Origin of the sequence: Mesorhizobium sp. M0923 (genome assembly GCF_040319365.1) — a bacterium.
Classification (GTDB): domain Bacteria; phylum Pseudomonadota; class Alphaproteobacteria; order Rhizobiales; family Rhizobiaceae; genus Mesorhizobium.
On the sequence record NZ_JAMYNW010000016.1, the window covers coordinates 95300 to 119426 of the forward strand.

A 24127-nucleotide genomic window follows, 5' to 3' on the forward strand; every position below is an offset into this window, starting at 1 on the left:
GGAACGCATGCCGCTTTGCTTCGTTTTCGGTCCCGAGGGACTGTGAAACGGAGAGAAAACCATGAAACGCATATTGTTTCCGGCGGTGGCCGGAGCGCTCATAGCGATGTCGGGCTCTGCTTTGGCCGAAACCGCCGTCTCGGCCATCACCGATCTCAATGTACGCGCCGGCCCCGGCCCGCAATATCCGGTCATCGGGGTACTCGCGGCCGGCCAGTCGGCGACGCTCGACGGCTGCATCGCCAACAGCAAATGGTGCACCATCGCCGAGGCCAACGGCCAGGGCTGGGTCTATTCCGACTATGTGACGGCCGATTTCGGCGGCAGCCGTGTGGTCCTGACACAGCGTCCGGCCGGCGCCGACATTGCCGTCGTGACACCGCCTGCCGATAGCGCCGAATATTCCGACAGCTATACCGGAGCGATCGTTGCCGGCGAGGCGATCGAGCCCATCCGGCGGCCGCCGGCGGAAATCCGCACCTATGTCGAAACGAACCGGCTCGATCCGGTCTATCTCGAAGGCGAGGTGGTTACCGGCGCGATGTTGCCCGACACCGTCGAGCTGCGCGAGATACCCGATTATGATTATCGCTACGTCTATGTGAACGGCCAGCCGGCGCTGGTCGATCCGAGCAGCCGGCGTATCGTGTACGTCGTGCGCTGACGCGCAAAACAGGGCGGTCGCCCTGTAATGGCGGCCGCTCACACCCCGACATTGCCACAAGCCGGCATTGCCGCTGCAATACCGGTTTCCACTTTTGCGTCCGATGCTCTAGATCATGCGAGCCGAAGCACCAGCCAGCGAGCCCGCGTGACGATCGACCCGACCGCCTTCCAACAGTACCGGCACACCGCCAACGAGAAGACCACTTTGCCGCGCCTTCTGCTTGGAACGGTCGTCGTCATCCTGTTCTGGCTCGGAATCACTGCCGCCGTGCTGTTCGGCGGCACCTATGCCTTTGCCGTTTGGCAGGCGTCGTCTGGCACCGCCCCGCCAGGTGGAGGAGCGGTGCAGGATTTCATGGCCTCTCCAGCGGGCATCCTCGCGGCGCTGGCTTCGTTTGCCGGAATCTGGCTCGGCCTTTGGGCTGCCATGCGCTGGATCCATCGCGAGAAGCTGACGGCCCTGATCGGCGTCAGCCGGCGCATTTCATGGTCGGGGTTCCTGAAAGGGCTGGCCGCCGTGCTGATCACCTCGCTGCTTTCCGAGATCCTGCTTTACGGCCTGCAGCCCGATATTGCGCGCGGTACGATCGGCCTGTCCTCGTGGCTTTTGTTCCTGATCCCGATCGCTGCGCTGACCTTTCTGCAGACCTCGTCGGAGGAGATGCTGTTTCGCGGTTATCTGCTCAGGGGCCTGGCGAGCCGGTTCCAGAACCCTTTCATCTGGGCGCTGCTGCCGGGATTGCTGTTCACCTCGCTACATTGGAGCCCAGGCTCGAGCGCCGCGATCAATGCCTGCGTGCTGGCCTCGATCGCCGCCTTTGCGCTGCTGCTGACGCTTCTGGTCTATGCAACCGGCAATCTCGGTGCCGGCTTCGGCGCCCATCTCGGCAACAATCTGACCGGCTTCCTGCTGATTTCGCACCAGCAAAGCTATAATTCCTTCGCCCTGTTCAACGCCAAGCCGCTCGAAGCCGCCGGCTGGACGACTTCAGACGCCGTCCTCATCGCCGCGATCGGCATCGTCAGCAGCCTGTTGACCGTTCTGCTGCTTTTGCATCCGCGCTCCCCGCTGAAGGTCGAGCCGGATATGGCGCGCGCCAGCAGCGTGCGCTGATGCGCCTTGCCTGGTGGTCCTGAGCATATTTGGCGCAAAGCCTGACCAAAGCTTGACTCCGCGGCCGATTTCCTGTCTACACGCCGCGAAATTCCGCGACGAGTATTCCTCCGAGCAAACCGACCGGGACGCCGAAACCTCTTTGAGGTGAAGTGCTGTAAATCGATCCCGGAGGCCAACACCCGGCAGCGCTGTGCGCCCCCGGGTGCTTTTTGGCTTTGGGCTTTTGCCCGGACCGGCTTTTGCTTGGACAGCTGGCGCGAACGCATTACCTCTCGGGCATCATCCGGGTGCCAGGGAAAAGGAAAAAGAATGTTTGAATCGCTACAGGAACGTCTTGGTTCGATCCTGAACGGCCTCACCGGCCGCGGCGCCTTGTCGGAGGCGGATGTCTCGGCGGCGCTGCGCGAGGTGCGCCGCGCGCTGCTCGAGGCCGACGTGGCGCTGGAAGTGGTGCGTTCCTTCACCGACAAGGTGCGCGAGAAGGCCGTCGGCGCCGCCGTGGTCAAGTCGATCAAGCCCGGCCAGATGGTCGTCAAGATCGTCCATGACGAGCTGGTCGAGATGCTCGGCGCCGAGGGCGTCGCCATCGACCTCAATGCGCCGGCTCCGGTCGTCATCATGATGGTCGGCCTGCAAGGTTCCGGCAAGACGACGACCTCGGCCAAGATCGCCAAGCGGTTGGCCGAGCGCCAGAACAAGAAGGTCTTGATGGCCTCGCTCGACACGCGGCGTCCCGCCGCGCAAGAGCAGCTCCGTCAGCTCGGCGAGCAGGTCAAGGTCGCGACGCTGCCGATCGTCGCCGGCCAGACGCCAGTCGACATCGCCCGCCGCGCCGTGCAGGCGGCAAAGCTCGGCGGCCACGACATCGTCATCCTCGACACCGCCGGCCGTACGCACATCGACGAGCCGTTGATGGTCGAGATGGCCGACATCAAGAAGGTGTCGTCGCCGCACGAGATCCTGCTGGTTGCCGATTCGCTGACCGGCCAGGACGCCGTCAATCTGGCGAAAAGCTTCGATGAGCGTGTTGGCATCACCGGCCTCGTGCTGACCCGCATGGACGGCGACGGTCGCGGTGGCGCAGCACTCTCGATGCGCGCCGTCACCGGCAAGCCGATCAAGCTGATCGGCATCGGCGAAAAAATGGACGCGCTGGAGGAATTCCACCCCAAGCGCATCGCCGACCGCATCCTCGGCATGGGCGACATCGTCAGCCTCGTCGAAAAGGCAGCCGAGAACATCGACGCCGAGCAGGCGGCGGCGATGGCCAAGAAGATGCAGTCGGGCAAGTTCGACCTGAACGACCTCGCCGGCCAGCTTCAGCAAATGTCGAAAATGGGTGGCATGGGCGGCATCATGGGCATGATGCCGGGCATGGGCAAGATGAAGGACCAGATGGCCGCCGCCGGTCTCGACGACAAGATGTTCGGCCGCCAGCTCGCCATCATCTCGTCGATGACCAAGGCCGAGCGCGCCAATCCCGATATTCTGAAGCACTCGCGCAAGAAGCGCATCGCCGCCGGCTCGGGCACCGACGCGGCCGAAATCAACAAGCTGTTGAAGATGCATCGCGGCATGGCCGACATGATGAAGGCGATGGGCGGCAAGGGCAAAGGTAGCGGCCTGATGCGCGGCATGATGGGCGGCCTCGCTTCCAAGATGGGGCTCGGCGGCATGATGCCCGGCATGGGCGGCCAAGGCGGCATGATGGGCGGCGGCATGCCCGATCTGTCCAAGATGGACCCCAAGCAGCTCGAGGCCTTGCAGAAGCAGGCACAGGCGGCCGGGCTCGGCGGCATGAAGGGCCTGCCCGGCGGCTTTCCCGCTGGCGGTGGCCTGCCTGGCTTGCCCGGCGGCATGAAGCTCCCTGGTTTGCCGGGATCCGGCGGCGGGCTGCCTGGCCTCGGCAAGAAGAAATGAGGGCGCCATGAACGAAGAAAAGGACATGGCTGACGCGCGCGCGGCGCTGGTCAATTATCGCGCCTCGATCGACAACATCGACGCGGCGCTGATCCACATGCTGGCCGAGCGCTTCCGCTGCACCAAGGCGGTCGGCGTGCTGAAGGCGGAGCATGGCCTGCCGCCTGCCGATCCGGCACGCGAGCAGCAGCAGATCGCCCGTCTTCGCCAACTGGCGAAGGACGCCCATCTCGACCCGGATTTCGCGGAAAAATTCCTGAACTTCGTCGTCCGCGAAGTGATCCGCCATCACGAGCAGATCGCCGCATCCAACGGCATAACGAAAACCGGCTGAGGACCAGCCACCAACCGATCAACCAAATCAGAGCTTTTTAGGAGAAAAGAAATGCCACTGAAAATCCGACTGGCCCGTGCGGGCTCGAAGAAGCGTCCCTATTACCACGTCGTCGTCGCCGATGCCCGTTCGCCGCGCGACGGCCGTTTCATCGAGTCGCTTGGCTCGTGGAACCCGCTGCTGCCCAAGGACGGCGAACGCGTCAAGGTTGACGCCGAGCGCGTCAAGCATTGGCTGTCGCACGGCGCCCAGCCGACCGACCGCGTGCTGCGCTTCCTCGACGAGGCCGGCCTCGCCAAGCGCGAAGCCCGCGCCAACCCGAAGAAGGCCGAGCCCGGCAAGAAGGCGCAAGAGCGCGCAGCCCTGCTGAAGAAGGCGCAGGAGGAAGCTGCAGCCGCTGTTGCCGCCGCTTCCGCCGCGCCGGCCGAGGCGGAAGCCGCCAGCGCCGAATAAGTCATCGATTGCCCTTCACAAAACGGCTGACCAGTCACAAAACGGCGGGCCTTTGCCCGCCGTTTTGCTGTCCATCCGTATGATGCGGCCCGATCAATAGCCTTCCGGGCAACTCGCAACGTAGACACGGCCATTGCGATCGCGATAACGGCACTGGCCGCTTTCGCTGGCACGGCCGATCAGCGCACCGGCCAAGGCGCCGGCCGCACCGCCGATCACCGCGCCCTTGGTCGGGTTGCCGGCCACTGCGGCGCCGACCGCCGCACCGCCCAGGCCACCAACGGCCGCGCCTTGCTCAGTACGGGAGCAGGCACCGAGCGGCACCAGCAGGGCCATCAAGATCATCACCTTTTTCATTGTCGTTCCTCTCCAACAGGGTGCCGTCCTCGCCGCTGCGCCCCCTAACTCGCAACCAGCCAATTTGATCCAAAGAAGAAGATCGGCAGCAGACCGGGCGGCGCTCGATTTGATCCAAAGAGAAGAAAGGCGGCGGCAGACAGCGCCCTCTCTGGCGGCGTGGCCGCCATCGAACGGCTTTGGAAGTCGCTGCTATTGGCTGAACGGGATCAGCGCGCGCACCCTTGGATCGCGCAGATACAGGCCGCCCCAGAGGATGGCGCCAAGGTAGACGCCGAACAGCATATGCGAGAACAAAGGGCTGCCGATACGCACATGCGTGGCGATGGCGCCGCCGAGATAGGCGGTGAGCAGGATGGCGCCGAGCACCGAGGTGCGCGGCAGTACATAAAGTGCTGTCGAGACCAATCCAATGATGCCGAGCATGCGCGAGACATTGGCATCGGCTGGCCAGCCGAGCTGCACCATGGTCTGGGTGACGATTTCGAGCGGCGGTAGCTTGATGACGCCGTCGAAGATCATGAACAGCACGATGACGGCGCTGAGCACGCGACCGGCCCAGAGGGCGCGCGGTGAGACGGATGCTGCCTGAGACTTGGTCATTGATGTTCCCTCCGGTCGTTGCGAGCACTGGCTTTTCTGCCAGCTCGAACCAAGGACGCGTCCCATGACGGCCATCCGACATGCCTCCAGTGCTTTTTCACTCCGGGGACGGCGACCTTGGATGTGCAAGTTCAGCCAGCAACCAACCTGGCCAAGTCCACCTTGCGAGGTGAGGTGGAGGGCGTTATTGGAAATCCGTAAGGGTATCTCCCGAGCGCTCGACGGCAGCAGCCGCCTAATCGCACAACGAAAGTAAGCGATGGCCGGAGAGACCGACCTGAAAAAGTTGCTGGCGGCAATGACGCCGGAGTTGCTTGCCGGCGTTCATGTCTTCACCACGTTGCCACCTGATGCGGCCGTTCCCGACCAGCTCGATCCGGTAATGCTGTTTCGCGAGCACGAGGGCATGACGCTGATCGTGCTTGAAGACCAGGCCAAGACCGCTGGCCTGAAAACCGTGTTCCGCTGCCGGATGCTGACGCTGAACGTCCATTCGTCGCTGGAAGCGGTCGGCTTCCTCGCCGCCATCACCGCGCGGCTGGCCACCGCCGGCATCGGCGTCAATCCGGTCTCGGCCTTCTACCACGATCACCTGTTCGTGCCCGCCGACCGGGCGGAGGAGGCGCTGGATGTTTTGCAGAAACTCGCTGCGGACGCCGCACGATAAGGATCAATGCCTTCGGACGTACAAAATGTCGGGCAATCGCTCTTCATTGTTCGTGCCGTTGCCCAAAGCTTCCGCGCGAAAGCCATGGCGCTCGTAGAAGCGCCGAGCGCCTGAGTTCGACTGAAAGCAATGCAATTTCACAACCGGCAAATTCGCGGTTGCTTGTGTCAGCAGCCGGGCGCCGATGCCTTGGCCAGTCCAGGCAGGATCCAGATAGAGCTGCTCGACCCATTCTCCTGCAACGGCGACAAAGCCAACAATGGCCGCGTCGATTTCGGCGACCGTCACGTGCTGCTGCGCCAGCACGGTGCCGCTGATGAAGGCCACATCCTCATCCGGTGTATGCAGGACCGGCATCCAGTCGAACGACGAAAGCGCTGCGCGCATGATCCTGGCAATTGCGCCTGCGTCCGACCCGTTAGCCGGACGCAGCGCGATTTTAGTCGCAATGCTCATCTCACAAGCCTGCGACCGCGGGCCGCCGGCCGTCCGGCGCCCCCGCGGAGGGCCAGCCGCGAAGCGGCGATGCGGCCCGTGAGCGAGAAGTTATGCCGCCTTCTTCTTTGGCTGGATCAGCCCGCGCTCGACCAGCAGCTCCGCGATCTGAACCGCGTTGAGTGCCGCGCCTTTGCGCAGATTGTCGGAGACGATCCACATCGACAGGCCGTTGTCGATGGTCGAATCCTCGCGGATGCGCGAGATGAAGGTGGCGTCCTCGCCAGCCGATTCCAGCGGCGTGATGTAGCCGCCGTCCTCGCGCTTGTCGATGACCTGGCAGCCCGGCGCCTCGCGCAGGATCTCGCGCGCCTCATCGGCGGTGATCGGCTTCTCGAACTCGATGTTGACCGCTTCCGAATGGCCGATGAACACCGGCACCCGCACGCAGGTCGCCGTCAGCTTGATCTTGGGATCGAGCATCTTCTTGGTCTCGGCCACCATCTTCCATTCTTCCTTGGTGAAGCCGTCGTCGAGGAAGACGTCGATATGCGGGATGACGTTGAAGGCGATGCGCTTGGTGAACTTCTTGACGTCGACGGAATCGGCGACGAACACCGCCCGCGTCTGCGTGAACAGTTCGTCCATGCCTTCCTTACCGGCGCCGGAGACCGACTGGTAGGTGGCGACGACGACGCGCTTTATGGTGGCGAAGTCATGCAGCGGCTTCAGCGCCACGACCAGCTGCGCCGTCGAGCAGTTCGGGTTGGCAATGATGTTCTTGCGTGTGAACAGCGAAATCGCATCCGGGTTCACTTCGGGAACGATCAGCGGCACGTCCTGGTCGTAGCGGAAGGCCGATGAATTATCGATGACGACGCAGCCCTGCTTGCCGATCTTCGGCGACCATTCCTTGGAGACGTTGCCGCCGGCCGACATGATGCAGATGTCGGTGTCGGAAAAATCATATTGGTCGAGCGTCCGGACCTTCAGCGTGCGGTCGCCGAACGACACTTCCGTGCCCTGGCTGCGCCGCGAGGCCAGCGCCACCACCTCACTCACCGGAAAGCCGCGCTCTTCCAGTATGTTGAGCATTTCTCGGCCCACATTGCCCGTGGCGCCGACGATCGCAACCTTGAAACTCATCGAAATCTCCTGTCCCTCTCCGCTCGGTTTCTGGAGAAACCCGCCGGCCAATGCGGGTTTCACCCCGGGCCGGACCCGGGAGAGGGTGGTTAGGCCAAGGGAATCAGACCGTTTTGGTGGTCGTTTTACCGGTTTTTTTGACCAAGAACGTGGTTTTGCTGGAACGGAAAGGCGCACCGAGACGTCCGGCCCAATGGTTCGCATTGGGGCCGGGGATGTCGAAGGCAAGAAGCGCCATCAAAAGGCCGCGCATCGAAAACTATCCCGTTCGGTGCCGGCTTTTACGCGGTTTGCGTAAGGAGTCAATCGCAACCAGGCGGATCGCCCGCCCTGTACAACGAGGGCGGCACGAAGTACGAACGGGCATCGTTTGGCTCGTGGCGCCCGTCGTGGCGCTTGCCGACATCAGACCCGTCGCCGGGCATTTAAGAATCCGAATTTCGAAAGAAGCATATGTCCAACTTCGAAGCTATTGTCCCCGTGCTGGCAAAGGCGCTGGAAAAACGCGGCTATGTCGAGCTGACACCGGTGCAGAAAGCGGTTCTTGAGCTCGGTCAGGCCGATGCGCTGGTTTCAGCCCAGACCGGCTCCGGCAAGACCGTCGCTTTCGGACTGGCCTTGGCGCCGACGCTGCTCGACGGCGCGGAGCGCTTTTCCCACGCGGCGGCACCCCTGGCGCTGGCCGTGGCGCCGACGCGGGAGCTGGCCCTGCAGGTGACGCGCGAGCTGGAATGGCTCTACGAGCTGACAGGCGCCACGGTGTCGTCCTGCGTCGGCGGCATGGACATGCGCACCGAGCGACGCGCGCTGGAGCGTGGCGCCCATATCGTCGTCGGCACGCCCGGCCGCCTGCGCGACCACATCACCCGCAATTCTCTCGACATGTCGGCGCTCAAGGCAGTCGTGCTCGACGAGGCCGACGAGATGCTCGATCTCGGCTTTCGCGAGGACCTGGAATTCATCCTCGACGCCGCCCCTGCCGAGCGCCGCACGTTGATGTTTTCCGCGACCGTGCCGCGCTCCATCGCCACGCTGGCCAAGGGCTACCAGCGCGATGCCGTGCGCATCTCGGCCTCCGGCGAGGAGAAGCAGCATCTCGACATCGAATACCGGGCGCTGGGCGTCGCGCAGGCCGACCGCGAAAACGCCATCATCAACGTGCTGCGGTACTATGAGGCGAAGAACGCGCTGGTGTTCTGCAACACGCGTGCCGCCGTCAATCACCTGACAGCACGCTTCAACAACCGCAACTTTTCCGTCGTGGCACTGTCCGGCGAGCTGAGCCAAAACGAGCGCAGCCACGCGCTGCAGGCGATGCGCGACGGCCGCGCCAAAGTCTGCATCGCCACTGACGTCGCGGCGCGTGGCATCGACCTGCCCAATCTCGAGCTGGTCATCCATGCCGACTTGCCGACCAACCCGGAGACGCTTCTGCACCGAAGCGGGCGAACGGGACGGGCGGGGCGCAAGGGCGTCAGCGCGCTGATCGTGCCGAACAATGCCCGCAAGCGCACCGAGCGGCTGCTGCAAAGTGCCGGCCTTGCGGCGACCTGGGCGAGCCCGCCCTCGGCCGACGACGTGATCCGGCGCGATGACGAGCGCATTCTCGCCGACCCGGTCCTCAGCGAGCCTATGAAGGATGAGGAGCGCGGCTTCGTCCAGGCGCTTCTCGATCAGCACGGGCCGGAACAGGTCGCCGCAGCCTTCGTACGGATGTGCCGCTCCAGCCGCTCGGCGCCGGAGGACCTTCTCGACGTCGCACCGTTCACGCCGTCGGGCGAAAAATTTGCGCGCCGGGACGAGGCACCGAGCCGCCGCGACGATTTCGGCGACAGCGTCTGGTTCTCGCTGTCGGTCGGACGCCGGCAGAATGCCGAGCCGCGCTGGCTGATCCCGATGCTGTGCCGGACAGGCGGCATCTCCAAGCGCGAGATCGGCGCCATCAAGATGCAGCCGGAAGAAACCTTCGTGCAGATCGCGGCGGACTGGGCCGAGCGCTTCCTCGCCGCGATCGGCCCCGACCGCAAGCTGCAGGGCAACATTGCGGTCAAGCGGCTGGACGGCACGCCCGATCTGTCGCGGGCCGGCTATCAGGAGCCGCGCCCCGACAAGAAGCCCCACCGCGGCAAGCGGACATTCGATCAGAACACGCCCAAATTCGAGAAGCGCGCACCGGCTGACCAGCGCCCGGCATTCGAGGCAAAGCCCTGGGCCGGCAAACCGGCCAAGGCGAAATTCGAAGGCGGACCGGCGAAACACAAGAAATCGAAGAAACGGCCGGGGTGAATAGTCTGCCCCTTCCATTTCGCGCACGCCCCTTGCGGTCTACCGGAACTTTGCACAGTCTGGGGCAGGGCAATGGGGTGGGCAGGACATGCGCGGCGAAGTTCTTCACTATGACGAGGACCAGGCCTTCGGTTTCATTACCGGGGCCGATGGCAACCGCTACAGCTTCGCGCGCGAGGACTTGCGCCGCCAAGCGTCGGTTGCCGGAGGCACGACCGTCGAATTCCAGCCGGCTGGCGGACGGGCACGCGATGTTTTTTCGATCCACGCCCAACCTGCCAGTGCACCCGCCCGTGCCTCCGCTGCAACCGCCGCCCCATCTCAGGCCGGCAATGCGCCCGCGGCACGTCAGCCGCAACATTTCGGCCGTTCCGCTGAAAATCAAACCGCCGAATCCACCGGCCTGTGGAGCTACTTCTCGCGTGGCCTGACCGAAAATTATTTCAACTTCGCCGGCCGTGCCCGCCGCAAGGAATATTGGGGCTATTGCCTGTTCTGGACGATCGCGCTGATCGTGGCGATAGGATTCGGCGTCTTCATCGACGACGCCATGGGCAATCTCGACAACAGTGAATTGCCGGCAGTGACGGTCGGCCTTTGCGGCCTCTTCCTGCTGGCGACAGCCCTGCCGTGGTTCGGGCTCAACGTGCGCCGCCTGCACGATATCGGCCTGACCGGCTGGCTCTTCCTGCTTTTCCTGATCCCGACCTTCGGCACCGTGATCATCCTGATCTTTGCGCTGATCCCGACCCAGCCGCGTGAAAACCAGTGGGGTCCGGTGCCGGCGGGTGTCCAAATCTAACCGCGGGAGTGCCGCCGCATCGGCGGCAGTCGCCCAGCGGACGTCGACCTACACAGGATCAGCCCAGGAACTTGGCGATGATCGCGTCGCCCATCTCAGCGGTGCCGACCTCGGTCATCCCCGGCGAATGAATATCCCTGGTGCGCAGGCCGTCGTCGAGCACGGCGGCGATCGCACCTTCGAGCTTGTCGGCTTCAGTCACCATGCCGAAGGAATAGCGCATGCACATGGCGAAGGAGGCGATCATGGCGATCGGATTGGCGATGCCCTTGCCGGCGATGTCGGGCGCCGAGCCATGCACCGGCTCGTAGAGCGCCTTGCGCTTTTTTGTCTTGGCATCCGGCGCGCCGAGCGAGGCCGACGGCAGCATGCCGATCGAGCCGGTCAGCATGGCGGCGATGTCGGACAGCATGTCGCCGAACAGATTGTCGGTGACGATGACATCGAACTGCTTGGGCCAGCGCACCAGCTGCATGCCGCCGGCATCGGCGAGCATATGGTCGAGCTTGACGTCGGCATACCTGGCCTTTTGCGTCTGGCTGACGACCTCGTTCCACAGCACGCCCGATTTCATCACATTGCGCTTTTCCATCGAGGTGACGTGGTTCTTGCGCGTGCGTGCCAATTCGAAGGCAACGCCCGAAATGCGCTCGATCTCGAAAGTATCGTAGACCTGGGTGTCGATACCGCGCTTCTGGCCGTTGCCGAGATCGATGATCTGCTTCGGCTCACCGAAATAGACGCCGCCGGTGAGCTCGCGCACGATGAGGATATCGAGCCCCTCGACCACCTCCTGCTTGAGCGAGGAGGACGCCGCCAGCGCCGGATAGCAAATGGCGGGTCGAAGATTGGCGAACAGCTCCATGTCCTTGCGCAGCCGCAGCAGACCCGCCTCCGGGCGCACCTCGTAAGGCACGGCATCCCATTTCGGTCCGCCGACGGCGCCAAACAGCACCGCGTCCGCCGCCATTGCCTTGGCCATGTCGGCATCGGAAATCGCCGCGCCATGTGCGTCGTAAGCGCAGCCGCCGACAAGGCCCTCATCGGTGACGAAATCGCTGCCGAGCTTGTCGTTCATAGCGGCGATCAGCTTCTTCACCTCGGCCATCGCCTCGGGGCCGATGCCATCGCCGGCAAGCAGGAGAAGATTTTTCGAAGCCATGTGGAACCGTCCTGTGTCGTGAGCCGCGGCCTTGCTAAACGCCAAGCAGCCGGCGCGCAAGCCTGCGGTTCAGAGCATCGGACTCAAAGTGGAAACCGGTTTTGGGAAAATCCGATGCTCAAGACAAAACGCCTACAGATGCGAAAGGATATTGACCAGCCTGCCGAACGGGTCGCGCACGAAGAAGCGCCGCACGCCCCAGGGTTCGTCCGCCGGACCGTATTCGATGGCAAAGCCGGCCGTCCTCATGCTTTCAAGCGCGGCATCGACGTCGTCGACTTCGATAGAGATGTCCGGCACCGGCGTTCCTGATCCCCCTTCGGCCATGAAACTGACCTGTACGGACATCGTCTCTTGCGAGCCATAGGTAGCGATCCAGCCCATATCCATCTTGAGATCGAGGCCGAGCACATCCCGATAGAAGGGTTTTGCCGCCGCGATATCCTGCGTGTCTATGTTTGCAACGATGCGTCTGACCTTCACCATGGGCCGATCCTCGTGCTAACCGTATCGTTGTCACAACCGTGACAGGTATCAGGCTGTGCGCCGCAGCGCCGTCACCTCGATCTCGATCTTCATTTCCGGCTTGTTGAGCTGGCACACGATCATCGTCGCTGCCGGCCTGATCTCGCCAAACGCCTCGCCGAGGATCGGGAACACCACATCTACGAAAGCCGCATCGGTGATGTAGTAATGTGCCCGCACCACGTCAGCCATTTCGAAGCCGCCATCTCGCAACGCCTTGGCGATCGTCGTCAGGCAATTGCGCGTTTGTGCCTCCACGGTCTCCGGCATCGACATGGTCGCATAATCGTAGCCGGTCGTTCCGGACACGAAACACCAGTCGCCCTGCACCACGGCGCGCGAATAGCCGGCGGTCTTTTCGAAGGGCGAACCGGTGGAGATCAGTTTTCGCATGGGTCCTCCGCAAATCGTCGCGGATATCTTGCAGGGAACGAGCCGATCCCGCCATGGGCCAGATAGAACTGACGGTTGTTATGAGTCTCCCGCCTCGACAAAGCCCTCTCGTCCAAGGCGTGGTGGTCACTGCGCTTTGCAAAAGTACCTAATTCGCCGACCCCAGCGCCTTGTCCAGCGCTTCCTTGACGTCGGCCGGCCATGTACTCACCGCTGGCCACGCGTCCGGCTCGGGCTTGTCGCCGCGGCGGGCGAAATAGAGCTTGTGCTTGACCGGGTCGACCGCCATGAAGCCGTCATTGCCGCCGCAATCATGCGGCACGCAGCCGCTGGCAAAGAAGGCACCCGACGCGGTTTTTTCCGTGCCGCCGCCGACCAGCAGGCTGGTCGCCATGTCGGGCATGTCCTTGCCAAGCAGCGTCTCCGCTTGCTTGTAGACAGCCTCGTTGTGGAAGGCGTCGATGATGTTGTCGTATTTCGACGGATCGACGTCTTTCCAGTCGGTGCCCGGCTCCGGCATGTAGGTGAGATTGCCGGAAGTCATCAGTCCGGCTGTCGGCGACCATTGCAGCGCCGGCTTGGAATCGCCCGGCAGCAGATAGGGCACGAAATAGATGGCGCTGTCGGAGATCGCGGTCGGCGGCGCGCCGCATTCGTCCTGCTCGACCGTGACCGTCTGGATCGTGCCGCCTTCCGGCTTCCACACGATCACCTTGGCCGGGCCGCATTGATTGCCGCCGTCGCCGACATCGATCAGCGCCACCTTGACGCCGCCGACCTCGACGATCTTGTCGAAGAAGACGTCGTAATTGCGCGCCAGTTCCTTGCCGTCGAAGGCGAGCACCCGTTCCCCGTACTCTTCCTCCTGGGTGATGGTCAGTTGGCCGCCCTCGAACGGGATCGGCGCCTGTTTGTCATTGTCGGCTAGGGCCGCATTGCTCAACGCGCCCTGGTCGGCGGCCCTGCCGGGCGCATCGTCAGCCGGCACGAGCACCATGTCGGTCTGTGCATGCGCGCCAGCCACCGGCATCAGAATCCACGCCAGCGCGCAGGCGCCGACAAGAAGCGAACGTGTCATGACTGTCCCTCCGTTCAGCCGCCACGAACCCGGCCTGTCGCGGCCGGGGCATCGTACCGCTCAGGCCCAGGGGCGCTCAGCGGCGTTCCTCTTCTCGAACGAAGCGATGGCGCCGGCTTTTTCCATGGTCAGGCCGATATCGTCGAGCCCGTTGAGCAGGCAATGGCGCTTGAACTCGTCGAGGTCGAACTTGACCACGCCGCCGTCAGGCCCACGGATTTCCTTGGCCTCCAGATCGACCGACAGCGTCGCGTTCGAACCGCGCGAAGCATCGTCCATCAGTTTCTCAAGATCTTCCGGGCTGACGGTGATCGGCAGGATGCCGTTCTTGAAGCAATTGTTGTAGAAAATGTCGGCGAACGAGGTCGAGATGACGCAACGGATGCCGAAATCGAGCAGCGCCCACGGCGCATGTTCCCGGCTCGAGCCGCAGCCGAAATTATCGCCGGCGACCAGGATCTGCGCCTTGCGGTAGGCCGGCTTGTTGAGCACGAAGTCCGGGTTTTCCGAACCATCGTCCTTGTAGCGCATTTCGGCGAACAGGCCGGTGCCGAGTCCGGTGCGCTTGATCGTCTTGAGATAATCCTTGGGGATGATCATGTCGGTGTCGACATTGACGATCGGCATCGGCGCGGCGACGCCGGTGAGCTTGGTGAATTTTTCCATGTCCTTGCCCGTCTTCTTCTTGTTGCGGGAAATTGCTGGCGCCCGGTTTACACAAAGCCGCGGGCAAATAAAAGGCGGCTGTTTTTGGACCTCCGTCGTCGATCGAAACGCAAGATCGGTACAAAACAGCTTCAAAACCACCGGCCCATGGTGCACTTTTGTCGACATGACAACGCGATCCAAGGTCCTCTACGCCAGCGAACCGGGTCTCGGCATCGCCGAGTTCCGCCGCGTTCTGGTGGAATCCGGCCTCGGCGCCAATCGCCCCGTCGATGACGACACCCGATTGAACGCGATGCTGTCAGGGGCCAATTTGGTGCTCACCGCGCGTCTCGATACAGAAGGCAAGCCGCTGGTCGGTGTTGCCCGCGGTGTTACCGATTTCTCGTGGGTCTGTTACGTTTCCGAGCTCGCCGTTTGCAAATCGGCGCAAGGGCTCGGCATCGGCAAGGGCCTGCTTGATGAAGCGCGCCGGCAACTCGGGCCTTCCGTTGCCATAAGCCTGATTTCCATGCCCGACGCCGTCGGCTTTTATGAGCGCATCGGCATGAAGCGCGTGTCCGACGCGTTCTGGTTCGACCGCAAGCGCTGACGCGTTGCCTTGCCAGCTAGTGGATCGAATCTAACGTTTGGTGCCCGCGTTTGACCGCGGCGGCGATCCTGTCGGGGTCGGCGGTCCAGATGAAGGGTCTGGGCTGCTGGTTGTGCTCGGCGAGGAAGGGGTAGATTGCCGCCCTGGAGGTCGACCACCGAGTGAAAGACGCCGCGCTTGAGCGGCGCTTCGACAAGTGCGGGTGGCCGAGGGCGATCGCCCAGTCGGCGTCCTCGGCGACTACGGCGGCTGCTGATCCTCGAACCAGAATGATGACTGGCGTCGCGAGATGGTTCCCACCGACGGCAAGGGAAAATGCGACGTCATTACGATGCGGCCATTGTCCGAGCAAGCCTCCAGGAATGCCCATCTCGTCCGACGTGCCTGGTCAGGGTCCGTGTCGTACCGAAAGCTCCAGTCAGGGTATATGCATTGCATCGGCCAATGCATGAGATCGCCGGAAAACACTGCCCCTACGCCTCGAGATTTCAGGCCGATGGCTACGTGCCCCGGGGTGTGGCCCGGCGTCGGTTCCAGCCACACTTCGCCATCGAGTTCATAATCCATATCGACAAGCACAGCCCGACCAGCCTCGACGATTGGCAACACATTGTCCTCATAGGTCCGATCTTCGTCATCACCGGAGGCCGCCTGTGCGGCCTCGAACTCGCGCCGCGCCATGATGTAGCGGGCGTTCGGGAATGTCGGTATCCAACGCCCGTCCACCAATCGTGTGTTCCAACCGCAATGGTCGACATGAAGATGGGTGCACAGCACATAGTCGATCTGCTCGGGAGCAACACCTGCATTTGCCAGGCGCTCCAAAAAGGTGCCGTCATTGCGGCGATGCCAATGGGGGAAGTATGCGAACGTCTTATCGTTGCCGACGCAACTGTCGACCAGAATGGTGTGGTGTCCGGTACGAACAAGAAAACTCTGGATGGGAAGAATAAGCCGGCCGGTTGCAGGCGATATTAATCGCGGCGTGAGCCAATGAAGATGCGGTTCGAGCGCTTCATCGGTGCAGTCGGGAAACCATTCCGACGGCGTCCGCAGGGGGTCGCACATCTCCAGAATTCTGGTTATCCAGATATTCCCGATTCTCCAGTCATCCACTGACTGCATCCTTCTTCGATCGAGGACGGATCACTAGAGATAACATTTGCGGCCAGATGGCGTCAGACATTTCTGCCTGTAGGAGAAGGAGCGCTCGCGATGTGGCCGCGCTCACGATCGGGTACCAAGCGTTAGAACTTAACCACTAGTGGTCGAAATCTGACGCTTGGTTCCGGGGCCGTAAGCCCGCTCAGGGTGGAAAGCGGACGCTACCATGTACTTTTTGGCAAAGCGCTCAGTGCGCGCGTGACGCAAGGTGAATTTCAAGCGGCTTTGAGATGAGGCCTTTATCAACGATGGCTTCAAGCGTCTGCTTCGTCAGACTGATATCGTCATATTGCTGCGGAACCGACAGAATTAACCCACCCTCTTCGGGCGTGGCATAAAACACTACATAGCCTTTCGCCTCACCGGCGAGAGGGAAGGCGATAGTATTGATTTCAGTATCCATTACTCGCTTGCCAAAAAAATAATTGGCACGATTATTCTGCTGACGTAATTCAAACTCCTGATGCTGGAGAACAGAGTATATACGTTTGTTCTCCGGTGACTCAGGGTCGTTGCTGCATCCAGAGAATGGGATAATTGCGAACATCAACACTGAAAGTGCCTTCCAACTAGTGGAGGTCAAGCCAAATTCCTGCTTTCCATGGCTCTTTAAGTATCTGCCCTAGATGTCCGAAATGAGTCGGCAGCGGTATTCCGTTTCGGGTACCAAGCGTCAGGTTCTGACTACTAGCGTGCGGACTTTTGATATCGGCGGGGCAGCCTCCCCTCTGTCCGGCAGGACAGAGGGGAGGGCGGGAACTCGACAGAGCGGCTTATTCTGGGCGGCCTTCCCTCAAATCACGTTCAATTCACGAAACGCCCGCCCCTCAGCGACTCGGCTATACCCAAACGCCGAGCAATCCACCGTGCGATAGCCGCCATGGACGATCAGTTCGGCCAGCGCTTTGCCGACCGCCGGCGCCTGCTGCAAGCCGTGGCCGGAAAAACCGTTGGCGAAGAAGAAATTGCCGACCTCGGGATGCGAACCGATCACCGCGTTCTGGTCGAGCGTGTTGTAGTCGTAATGGCCGACCCAGGCGCGCGTCGGCTTGATCGCCTCGAAGGCCGGAATACGGGTCGCCAGCACCGGCCAGATCACCTCTTCGAACAGCGGCCAGTCGGGTTCGAAATCTGTGGGGTCGGCGGGGCCTTCGCCCTCTTCCGGCTCGGCGCCGCCGGTGATGTAGACCGAACCTTCCGGCCGGACATAGATGCCGCTCGGGTCGACCAGCAGCGGCATGTCGTCATATTTTTCGCGCGCCTCGAAGACGAAGACATTGCGCTTGCGCGGCTCCACCGGCAGCGCCAGCCCGGCCATTGCTGCCACCTTGCCGGCATTCGGCCCGGCAGCATTGACGACGATGCCGGCCTCAAGCCGCTCGCCATTTTCGAGGGTCACACCGGTGACGCGGCCGCCTTGCCGCTCGATGCCGGTCACCGACGCCGTGATGAAGTCGATATCCTTCGTCCGCAGCGCCTTGCGGAACAGCATCAGCATCGCATGCGCGTCGAACCAGCCCTCGCCGCTGCGGCCGTAGGCCCCGGCAGTGATACCCTCGGCCGATAGCCACGGAAACCGACGAACAAGCGCCTCGGCATCCTCGAGCACGATGTCGGCGCCCTCGGCCATCTGCGCCTCGTGGTTGGCCTGCAGGATAGGCAGCCCGTTTTCGCCGGCAAGGATCAGATAGCCGCCTTCGCGAAAGCCGATATCGGCGTCCGCCCCGAATTCTTCCTTCAACCGCCGGAACAGTTTCAGCGTGAACTGCGACAGCCGGATGTTTTCAGGGATCGAGAACTGCTGGCGGATGGAGGCGCAGGACAGCGTTGTCGCCGCATGGGAAAATTGCGGGTCGCGCTCGACAACCGCGATCGGGCCCGAAAACCCTTCCTCGCGCAGATAATAGGCGACCGAGGAGCCGACGATGGCTCCGCCGATGATGATGATGTCGTAATGCACCTTTTTCGCCCTTCCGGTCTGAACCGCCGAGTCACGCCGCCGGCAGGATGATCTCGAAGCGCGTGCCGCTCGCCGAGTCAACCAGCCGGATCGTGCCATCATGCGCTTTCAGGAGGGCCAGCACGATGCCGAGGCCCATGCCGGTGCCGCCGGAATCGCGGCGCGTGGTGAAGAACGGCTCGAAGATGCGGCCTCGGTTGCTGGGCGAAATGCCGGCGCCGTCATCGTCCACCACAATGGTGGCCTTGCCGTCCGCGCTTGCTGCCGTGACCGAGACCAGCGTCGCGCCGTGTCGCGCCGAATTGTCGATGAGATTGGCCAACACGATCGCGGCGTTTTCGGCCGATATGCGCAGGCCGATATCGGCGCCCGCCTCGAGGCGCACCGCCAGCCTGTGGTCGGCCGGCAGCAGCGCCAGTGCCGGAGCGAGTGATGTGCCTTGGCCGCTGGGCTCGAGATTTTCGGCACGCGCAAGGTCAAGCAGGCGGCGCACCAGCAGATTGAGCCGGCCGGCATCGGTGACGATATTGTCTGAAAAACGCCGCCGCTCGGCCTCGTCCATCGCGCCGCCCGAATCGCGCAGCAGTTCGGCTGCCCCCTGGATCGCCGTCAGCGGCGATTTGAGTTCGTGCGAGACGTGGGTGGCGAAGGTCTGGATGCTGTCGGAGCGCGCATGCAGCTTTTCGGCCATGTCGAGGAAGGCCGCGGAGAGCGCCGCCATTTCGCGCGTGCCGTGGTGATCAAGCGGCCTGATCGCCTCACGGTCGCCGGCGGCGATGCGCTCGGTGCGCTCGATCAGTGCATAGATCGGCCGGCTGACGGTGCGCAGGAAGACCAGCCCGATCAGCAGCGTGCCGCCGAGGATGGCGATTGCCGCCAGCGCCACCTTGCCGCGCTCGCCAAAGAGATGCTTGACGATGTTGTTCGGCGTCCGCGACAGATAGACCACGCCGGCGACCTTGCCGGAGACCGCAACTGGTATGGCGACGAAGACGCGGACTTTGGTGCCGCGGCTGACCGAATAGAGCGGCGGCGACGGCTGGTCGGGAACCCGCAGCCTGAGCGCGCTGGCGTAGCGGCCGGCAAGTGCTGCGCGAACCTCTTCGACAGCGGCGAGCGACAGGCCGGCCTCCTCACGCCCGGCGATGACCACGCCTCTGGGATCGAGCAGCCGGAAGCCGGCCAGCGTGGTTTTCTGCGTCGCGGCAAGAATGCCCGACAGCCGCGCGCCGATCGCCGCGACGGCAGGATCGACGCTGGCCGCCGTGGCCGCTGGCCGGGTCGGCAGTATCCTGTCGGACGCAAGATCGAGGCGCGGTTCGATCGGCTGATAGGCAGAAGCCCGATCCCTTGTACTGGGTGGAGGCATAGGTGTGCCGAGCTTTTCCGGGGCAAGGCCGGCCTCACGGACCTCTTGCGCATAGATCGCGGCAAGGGCGGCACCTTGCGCGATCAGCTCGGCCTCGGTCTGGCGGATCAGCTGGTTCTCGTACAGCCGGAAGAAGAACAGGCCGGCCAGCGGCAGTGCCATCACCATGATCAGGATGGCAATGACGACCGTGGCAAGCCGTGGCCGCCATTTGCTGCCAATCCGTTCTTGGGCGCTCACGCGCCGCATTTGCCGAGCCGGAAGCCGACGCCATGCACGGTCTCGATTGCATCGACGCAGCCGACCGCCGCCAGCTTGGCGCGGATGTTGCGGACATGGCTGTCGACGGTGCGGTCGGCGACGTGGATATTGGCAGCATAGGCATTAGCCATCACCATGTCGCGGCCGAGCACATGCGCGGGACGCGCCAAAAACCCTTTCAGGATCGCGAATTCGATGCCCGTCAGCACCAGCGGCTTGCCGTCGAAGCTGGCTGTATGGCTTGCCGGCACTAAGGCCAGTCTGCCATGCGAGAATTGCCGATCATCGGCATGTTCGGGCGCAGGCCGGGCGCGGCGCAGGATGACGTTGACGCGGGCGACCAGCTCGCGCGGGCTGAACGGCTTGGTGACATAGTCGTCGCCGCCCATTTCCAGCCCGAGGATGCGGTCGATCTCTTCATCCCGCGCTGACAGGAACAGCACCGGCACGTCGGATGTGTGGCGCAGCCGCCGGCACACTTCCAGCCCGTCCATTTCCGGCATGCCGATGTCGAGCACGACGAGATCGGGCGCGCGGCGTTCGATCGCCTGCAAGGCAGCCGCGCCGTCCGGCACCGCCAGCGTCTTCATGCCGGCCTTTTCGAGCGCGAAGCAGATGATTTCGCGAATGTGCGGATCGTCGTCGGCGACCAGTATGTGGTGCGGCATCAAATCAGCGGCCCGGCATGAAGGGTTCGGACATCGGAGGAACCACGAACGGGATACGTGTGTCGAGAGCACGAAGGCGCCGCCAGTCGCGAAAGCTCCAGGCGCGCCAGTTTTCTAGGCCGGCGCGGTAGCGGGCCTCGTCCTGCCCAAGCAAACGGGCGAGTTCGCGGTACGAGGAAACGCTGGCCGCATTCGTCCTGCCCTGATGCTCGAGGAAACGGTCGAGCGCCGGCCAGGCGCTGGGACCGAGCGTACGCAGATACCAGAAATCGAGTTCGGTGCCTTGGCCGGTCATTTCGAATGAAGTGCTCGACATTGTAGTTGGCGATCAGCGCCGCGAAGTTCACGAAGCAGCAGGCATAGAGCGTCATTGAAAGCGTCAGAAGATTGGCGGAAAGCAGCCATTCATTGGATTTTTCGAACGCGATGCGGGCGATGATCAGGGCAAGGCCCGCCGCCACCAGTCCCATCCAGACGAAGGCGGCGATGCGCCAGTAGGTCAGCGCGTAGATGCCGATATAGAGGTCGAGCCGCAGGATCGACGAGATGACCAGCACGATGTTCTGCGCCACCCAGACGTAGACCAGCCGGCGGATGAGCGGATCGCTGGAGGTCGTGCTGCCCGGCCGCAGCGCCGCCAGGACGAAGCCAGCTGCGAGCAGCGCTGTGATGATCAAGGGATAGGCGCCGCGATGCGCATAGGCGGCGTAGGTCAGCCCGTCGGGAAGCGCGATGCCGCCCCACAGATAGGTGGCGTCGAGCGCGGTCTGCATCGCGAAAAGGATGTTGAAGACGACCAGCGCACGAAGAATCGCGGCCTTGCCGAAGATGATGTCCTCGATCGCCTTGGCGGGTTTTGTCGTCGCCCGGCCGACAGGCACAGGCGACAGCACACGCGGAATGGAGCGGAGAAAGCGCGGTAGGCGCGGGCGCAGAAAGGCCCAGACGCCGACCAGCACGAACAGCCAGAAGGCGAGACGCGGCAGCTGGATGAGCTCGAGCAGTGCCATTAGGTCGATCAGCGACAGCCAGTATTCGACGACCGGATTGGCGGCGCCGAACAGCGCGAGAAACACCGCGCCGAGGCTTAGCGGCATGACCCAGACGGCAATCGTTGCAAGGCGCACGCGCCGTCGGCCAAGCTGCCGGCCGCCTTGCGCCAGCGAAAGAAATCCAGGACGAACCGAAAGGGCGTTGCAAGCAGGAATAGCGAGAGTTGGCCGGCAATGCGGGCAACCCCGTGCTTCAACCGCCCGGCCAGCGAAAGCGCGAAGACGGCCAGCGCCGCCAGCCCGATCGAGACGGACAGCGCACTGACATTTTCCGCGACCGGCAGCAGCGCCACAAGCAGCGCAACTGGCTTGAACCAGGGCCTGCCATCGTTGAAGGAGCCGAGAGGATGGACAGCCATGCTCGTGGTGGCAATCGCAACGCCGAACAGGAAAAGCGTGATGCCGGCCGGTTGGCTATAGAAGAAAAAATCGGCCAGCGCGACGAGCAGGACGGCAACGCCGAAGCGGCTGCAATAGCTCGGCGCCGGCGTGAGGAACGCTGTCATGATCGGGCTTTCTCGGCCGCTTTGATGCGGCCGGAATATCTGGGCGGGGATTTGCGGACGAAAGGGAGGAGGTTTGCCGGGGGCGGATCGACAAGCCACCAGCTGTCGCGGCGAAGCCGGTACGGCAGGGACCAACGGCAATTTGTTTGCTCTTGCATGCCGCCCTTGTCGCATTCTGTCGGGTGGCAAGCGGGGCGGAGACGAGGAGATTTTCCGAAATTGCGTGCAGTTTTTATGCACGGCTTGCCTCGGCCGTCTGCAGGCGGCATAGATCGGACATGACTGCCGAACCCTCCCGCCCGCGCCGCTCGGTGCTTTACGTCCCGGCTTCGAACGACAAGGCATTGGCCAAGATCCGGTCGCTGGCCTGCGATGCCGTCGTCATCGATCTCGAGGACGCCGTCGCCCCGGCCGACAAGCTTTCCGCGCGCGAAAAACTGGCGGGGATTTTCGCCGGCCGTTCCAACCGGCGCTGCGAGATGGTTGTGCGCATCAATGCGCTGTCGAGCGAATGGGGCGCCGACGATCTGCTGGCTGCGGCAAAATGCGCTCCCGACGCCATCCTGCTGCCCAAGGTCGACACGCCGCGCGACATTCTCGAGGCCGGTGACGTTCTCGACGACAATTTTGCGCCGGACGAGGTCAAGCTATGGGCGATGATGGAGACACCCAAGGCGCTGCTCAACATCGGCCCGATCGCCGAGCTTGGCCGCGACCCAGCCTCTCGACTGGTTTGTTTCGTTGCCGGAACGAATGATCTGGTCAAGGACACCGGAATTCTCACCACGCCCGACCGGCGCTATCTCGTGCCGTGGCTGATGCAGATGGTGCTCGCCGCGCGCGCCGGCGGCCTCGACCTGCTCGACGGCGTCTTCAATGATTTTAGCAATATGGACGGGTTTGCGCGCGAGTGCACGGAAGCGGCCGCCATGGGCTTCGACGGCAAATCGCTGATCCATCCGGCCCAGATCGAGGCCGCAAACCGGGCCTTTGCGCCGTCGCTTGAAGCGATGGCCGAGGCGGGCGCGATCAAGGATGCCTTCGCGCTCGCCGAAAATACCGGCAAGGCGGTGATTGCGCTGAACGGAAAGATGGTCGAGCGGCTGCATCTGGCGCAGGCCGAAAAACTGCTGGCGAAGGCCGCCGCTGTTCGCGCATGATTGCAACTCACGACGGGATTGAAAATGAAACTCTACCGCTTTTTGTCCGGCCCGGACGACGCCAGCTTCTGCCACAAGGTGACGGCGGCGCTCAACAAGGGCTGGCACCTGTTCGGCTCGCCGACCTATGCCTATGACAAGAATGCCAAGACCATGCGCTGCGGCCAGGCGGTGGTGAAGGACATCGAAGGCCAGGAATACGGCCCCGACACCAAGCTCAGCGACTGGTAGCGCTGACATCGCTTCGGGTGCCCGCGAATGCGGGACACTTCTGGACGCTGGCGCGAAGGAACGCTGCGCTCTCCAGTCAAAACGACGTCACTCCGCTGCCTCTTCGATCTTCTCCATATCATCGTCCGACAGGCCGAAATGGTGACCGATCTCATGGATCAGCACATGGGTGACGATGTCGCCCAGCGTCTCCTCGTTCTCGGCCCAGTAGTCGAGGATGGCGCGGCGGTAGAGCGTGATCCGGTTCGGGCCTTCGCCGGTCTGCGGATTCCAGCGCTCGGCGATGCCGCGCCCCTCGAACAGGCCGAGCAGGTCGAAGGGCGTTTCCAGCGAAAGGTCGTCCATGATCTCGTCGGTCGGGAATTCGGCGATCTGAATGACGATCTCGCCGGTCAGCTCGCGAAACTCCTCCGGCAGATGGGCATAGGCCTCCAGCGCCAGGAGCTCGATTTCCTCCATCGTTGGCGAAAGCTGGTCGTGCCAGATGCGTGTTTGGTAGATGCGAGCCATGCTTTGTCCTTTGATCCCGGCATATAGGCTTTCGGGCCGGACTC

General features: G+C 63.1%; 29 protein-coding genes and 1 pseudogene. 11 read left to right on the top strand and 19 right to left on the bottom strand.

All coding sequences use genetic code 11. From position 1 onward, the window contains the following. Positions 1-61 precede the first annotated feature (61 nt). The 5 genes from NKH89_RS24630 (at position 62) to rpsP (ending at position 4490) form a co-directional block, all read left to right on the top strand. On the top strand, positions 62-664 hold the full coding sequence (locus tag NKH89_RS24630) for a DUF1236 domain-containing protein (protein ID WP_023721909.1): 603 nt from the start codon (positions 62-64) through the stop codon (positions 662-664). A gap of 147 nt (positions 665-811) precedes the next feature. Then, positions 812-1780, top strand: coding sequence for a CPBP family intramembrane glutamic endopeptidase (locus NKH89_RS24635; RefSeq protein WP_023721910.1), 969 nt, complete (start codon positions 812-814; stop codon positions 1778-1780). Positions 1781-2092: 312 nt separating this feature from the next. Next, the gene (ffh, locus tag NKH89_RS24640) at positions 2093-3703 is read left to right on the top strand and encodes a signal recognition particle protein (RefSeq protein WP_352481079.1); all 1611 of its coding nucleotides are present in this window, start codon (positions 2093-2095) and stop codon (positions 3701-3703) included. Positions 3704-3710: 7 nt separating this feature from the next. Further along, positions 3711-4037: a chorismate mutase gene (locus tag NKH89_RS24645; RefSeq protein ID WP_023721912.1), complete on the top strand. Its 327-nt coding sequence runs from the start codon at positions 3711-3713 to the stop codon at positions 4035-4037. Positions 4038-4088: 51 nt separating this feature from the next. Further along, positions 4089-4490 carry a 30S ribosomal protein S16 gene (gene rpsP / locus NKH89_RS24650; protein ID WP_023721913.1) on the top strand — a complete coding sequence of 134 codons (402 nt, stop codon included), beginning with the start codon at positions 4089-4091 and terminating at the stop codon, positions 4488-4490. A gap of 93 nt (positions 4491-4583) precedes the next feature. On the opposite strand, the gene NKH89_RS24655 is transcribed toward rpsP, so the two are convergent. Beyond that, positions 4584-4847, bottom strand: a complete 264-nt coding sequence (locus NKH89_RS24655; protein WP_023680734.1) for a YMGG-like glycine zipper-containing protein — start codon at positions 4845-4847, stop codon at positions 4584-4586. A gap of 192 nt (positions 4848-5039) precedes the next feature. After that, positions 5040-5450 (bottom strand): DoxX family protein, encoded by a 411-nt coding sequence (locus NKH89_RS24660; protein WP_023721914.1) that lies wholly within the window; start codon positions 5448-5450, stop codon positions 5040-5042. Between the two features lie 259 nt (positions 5451-5709). On the opposite strand from NKH89_RS24660, the gene NKH89_RS24665 reads away from it, so the two are divergent. Beyond that, positions 5710-6117, top strand: coding sequence for an ACT domain-containing protein (locus tag NKH89_RS24665; RefSeq protein ID WP_352481080.1), 408 nt, complete (start codon positions 5710-5712; stop codon positions 6115-6117). Positions 6118-6120: 3 nt separating this feature from the next. On the opposite strand, the gene NKH89_RS24670 is transcribed toward NKH89_RS24665, so the two are convergent. From NKH89_RS24670 to NKH89_RS24680, 3 genes are all read right to left on the bottom strand, one after another. Beyond that, complete coding sequence (locus tag NKH89_RS24670; RefSeq protein WP_352910365.1) at positions 6121-6504, bottom strand: GNAT family N-acetyltransferase; 384 nt, start codon at positions 6502-6504, stop codon at positions 6121-6123. A 159-nt stretch (positions 6505-6663) separates the two neighbouring features. Then, on the bottom strand, positions 6664-7698 hold the full coding sequence (locus NKH89_RS24675; RefSeq protein WP_023721916.1) for an aspartate-semialdehyde dehydrogenase: 1035 nt from the start codon (positions 7696-7698) through the stop codon (positions 6664-6666). Between the two features lie 103 nt (positions 7699-7801). Further along, a complete protein-coding gene (locus tag NKH89_RS24680) occupies positions 7802-7951 on the bottom strand; it encodes a hypothetical protein (RefSeq protein ID WP_023721917.1) in 150 nt (49 codons plus the stop codon). A gap of 200 nt (positions 7952-8151) precedes the next feature. Here NKH89_RS24680 and NKH89_RS24685 point away from each other — a divergent pair, with 200 nt between their 5' ends. Both NKH89_RS24685 and NKH89_RS24690 read left to right on the top strand, forming a co-directional pair. Next, the gene (locus NKH89_RS24685) at positions 8152-9984 is read left to right on the top strand and encodes a DEAD/DEAH box helicase (protein WP_352856351.1); all 1833 of its coding nucleotides are present in this window, start codon (positions 8152-8154) and stop codon (positions 9982-9984) included. Between the two features lie 88 nt (positions 9985-10072). Then, a complete protein-coding gene (locus NKH89_RS24690) occupies positions 10073-10786 on the top strand; it encodes a DUF805 domain-containing protein (RefSeq protein ID WP_352481083.1) in 714 nt (237 codons plus the stop codon). A 58-nt stretch (positions 10787-10844) separates the two neighbouring features. Here NKH89_RS24690 and leuB read toward each other — a convergent pair whose 3' ends face one another. From leuB to leuD, 5 genes are all read right to left on the bottom strand, one after another. Continuing rightward, on the bottom strand, positions 10845-11948 hold the full coding sequence (gene leuB / locus NKH89_RS24695) for a 3-isopropylmalate dehydrogenase (RefSeq protein ID WP_352495996.1): 1104 nt from the start codon (positions 11946-11948) through the stop codon (positions 10845-10847). 132 nt (positions 11949-12080) lie between these two features. Next, the gene (locus tag NKH89_RS24700) at positions 12081-12431 is read right to left on the bottom strand and encodes a VOC family protein (protein ID WP_352496012.1); all 351 of its coding nucleotides are present in this window, start codon (positions 12429-12431) and stop codon (positions 12081-12083) included. A gap of 51 nt (positions 12432-12482) precedes the next feature. Further along, on the bottom strand, positions 12483-12866 hold the full coding sequence (locus NKH89_RS24705) for a RidA family protein (protein WP_352495997.1): 384 nt from the start codon (positions 12864-12866) through the stop codon (positions 12483-12485). Positions 12867-13014: 148 nt separating this feature from the next. Next, positions 13015-13944 carry an Ivy family c-type lysozyme inhibitor gene (locus NKH89_RS24710; RefSeq protein ID WP_352516119.1) on the bottom strand — a complete coding sequence of 310 codons (930 nt, stop codon included), beginning with the start codon at positions 13942-13944 and terminating at the stop codon, positions 13015-13017. A 60-nt stretch (positions 13945-14004) separates the two neighbouring features. After that, positions 14005-14610: a 3-isopropylmalate dehydratase small subunit gene (gene leuD, locus NKH89_RS24715; protein ID WP_023721924.1), complete on the bottom strand. Its 606-nt coding sequence runs from the start codon at positions 14608-14610 to the stop codon at positions 14005-14007. 166 nt (positions 14611-14776) lie between these two features. Between leuD and NKH89_RS24720 the strand changes: the two genes are divergently transcribed. Further along, positions 14777-15202 (top strand): GNAT family N-acetyltransferase, encoded by a 426-nt coding sequence (locus NKH89_RS24720; RefSeq protein WP_352496013.1) that lies wholly within the window; start codon positions 14777-14779, stop codon positions 15200-15202. Between the two features lie 16 nt (positions 15203-15218). Here the strand turns inward: NKH89_RS24720 and NKH89_RS24725 are convergent. From NKH89_RS24725 to NKH89_RS24760, 8 genes and pseudogenes are all read right to left on the bottom strand, one after another. Further along, positions 15219-15384 (bottom strand): annotated as a pseudogene (locus tag NKH89_RS24725) (IS630 family transposase); the annotation flags it as partial. A 58-nt stretch (positions 15385-15442) separates the two neighbouring features. Next, a complete protein-coding gene (locus NKH89_RS24730) occupies positions 15443-16318 on the bottom strand; it encodes an MBL fold metallo-hydrolase (RefSeq protein ID WP_352481087.1) in 876 nt (291 codons plus the stop codon). A gap of 235 nt (positions 16319-16553) precedes the next feature. Continuing rightward, positions 16554-16949, bottom strand: coding sequence for a hypothetical protein (locus NKH89_RS24735; RefSeq protein WP_352481088.1), 396 nt, complete (start codon positions 16947-16949; stop codon positions 16554-16556). 210 nt (positions 16950-17159) lie between these two features. Continuing rightward, positions 17160-18326, bottom strand: coding sequence for an NAD(P)/FAD-dependent oxidoreductase (locus tag NKH89_RS24740; protein ID WP_023721929.1), 1167 nt, complete (start codon positions 18324-18326; stop codon positions 17160-17162). Positions 18327-18357: 31 nt separating this feature from the next. Next, the gene (locus tag NKH89_RS24745; RefSeq protein WP_502896940.1) at positions 18358-19857 is read right to left on the bottom strand and encodes an ATP-binding protein; all 1500 of its coding nucleotides are present in this window, start codon (positions 19855-19857) and stop codon (positions 18358-18360) included. Between the two features lie 74 nt (positions 19858-19931). Beyond that, positions 19932-20624, bottom strand: a complete 693-nt coding sequence (locus tag NKH89_RS24750; RefSeq protein ID WP_352481091.1) for a response regulator transcription factor — start codon at positions 20622-20624, stop codon at positions 19932-19934. Continuing rightward, a complete protein-coding gene (locus NKH89_RS24755; protein WP_502896941.1) occupies positions 20624-21787 on the bottom strand; it encodes a DUF4153 domain-containing protein in 1164 nt (387 codons plus the stop codon). The genes NKH89_RS24750 and NKH89_RS24755 overlap by 1 nt, the downstream gene beginning before the upstream one ends. Beyond that, positions 21712-22182, bottom strand: coding sequence for a hypothetical protein (locus NKH89_RS24760; RefSeq protein ID WP_352910374.1), 471 nt, complete (start codon positions 22180-22182; stop codon positions 21712-21714). Before NKH89_RS24760 ends, NKH89_RS24755 begins: the two co-directional genes overlap by 76 nt. A gap of 278 nt (positions 22183-22460) precedes the next feature. On the opposite strand from NKH89_RS24760, the gene NKH89_RS24765 reads away from it, so the two are divergent. Then, the gene (locus tag NKH89_RS24765; RefSeq protein WP_352910377.1) at positions 22461-23342 is read left to right on the top strand and encodes an HpcH/HpaI aldolase/citrate lyase family protein; all 882 of its coding nucleotides are present in this window, start codon (positions 22461-22463) and stop codon (positions 23340-23342) included. 24 nt (positions 23343-23366) lie between these two features. Further along, a complete protein-coding gene (locus NKH89_RS24770; RefSeq protein ID WP_023721934.1) occupies positions 23367-23573 on the top strand; it encodes a DUF1737 domain-containing protein in 207 nt (68 codons plus the stop codon). A gap of 87 nt (positions 23574-23660) precedes the next feature. Here the strand turns inward: NKH89_RS24770 and NKH89_RS24775 are convergent, their stop codons facing one another. Then, positions 23661-24083 carry a metallopeptidase family protein gene (locus NKH89_RS24775; RefSeq protein ID WP_352910380.1) on the bottom strand — a complete coding sequence of 141 codons (423 nt, stop codon included), beginning with the start codon at positions 24081-24083 and terminating at the stop codon, positions 23661-23663. Positions 24084-24127 lie beyond the last annotated feature (44 nt).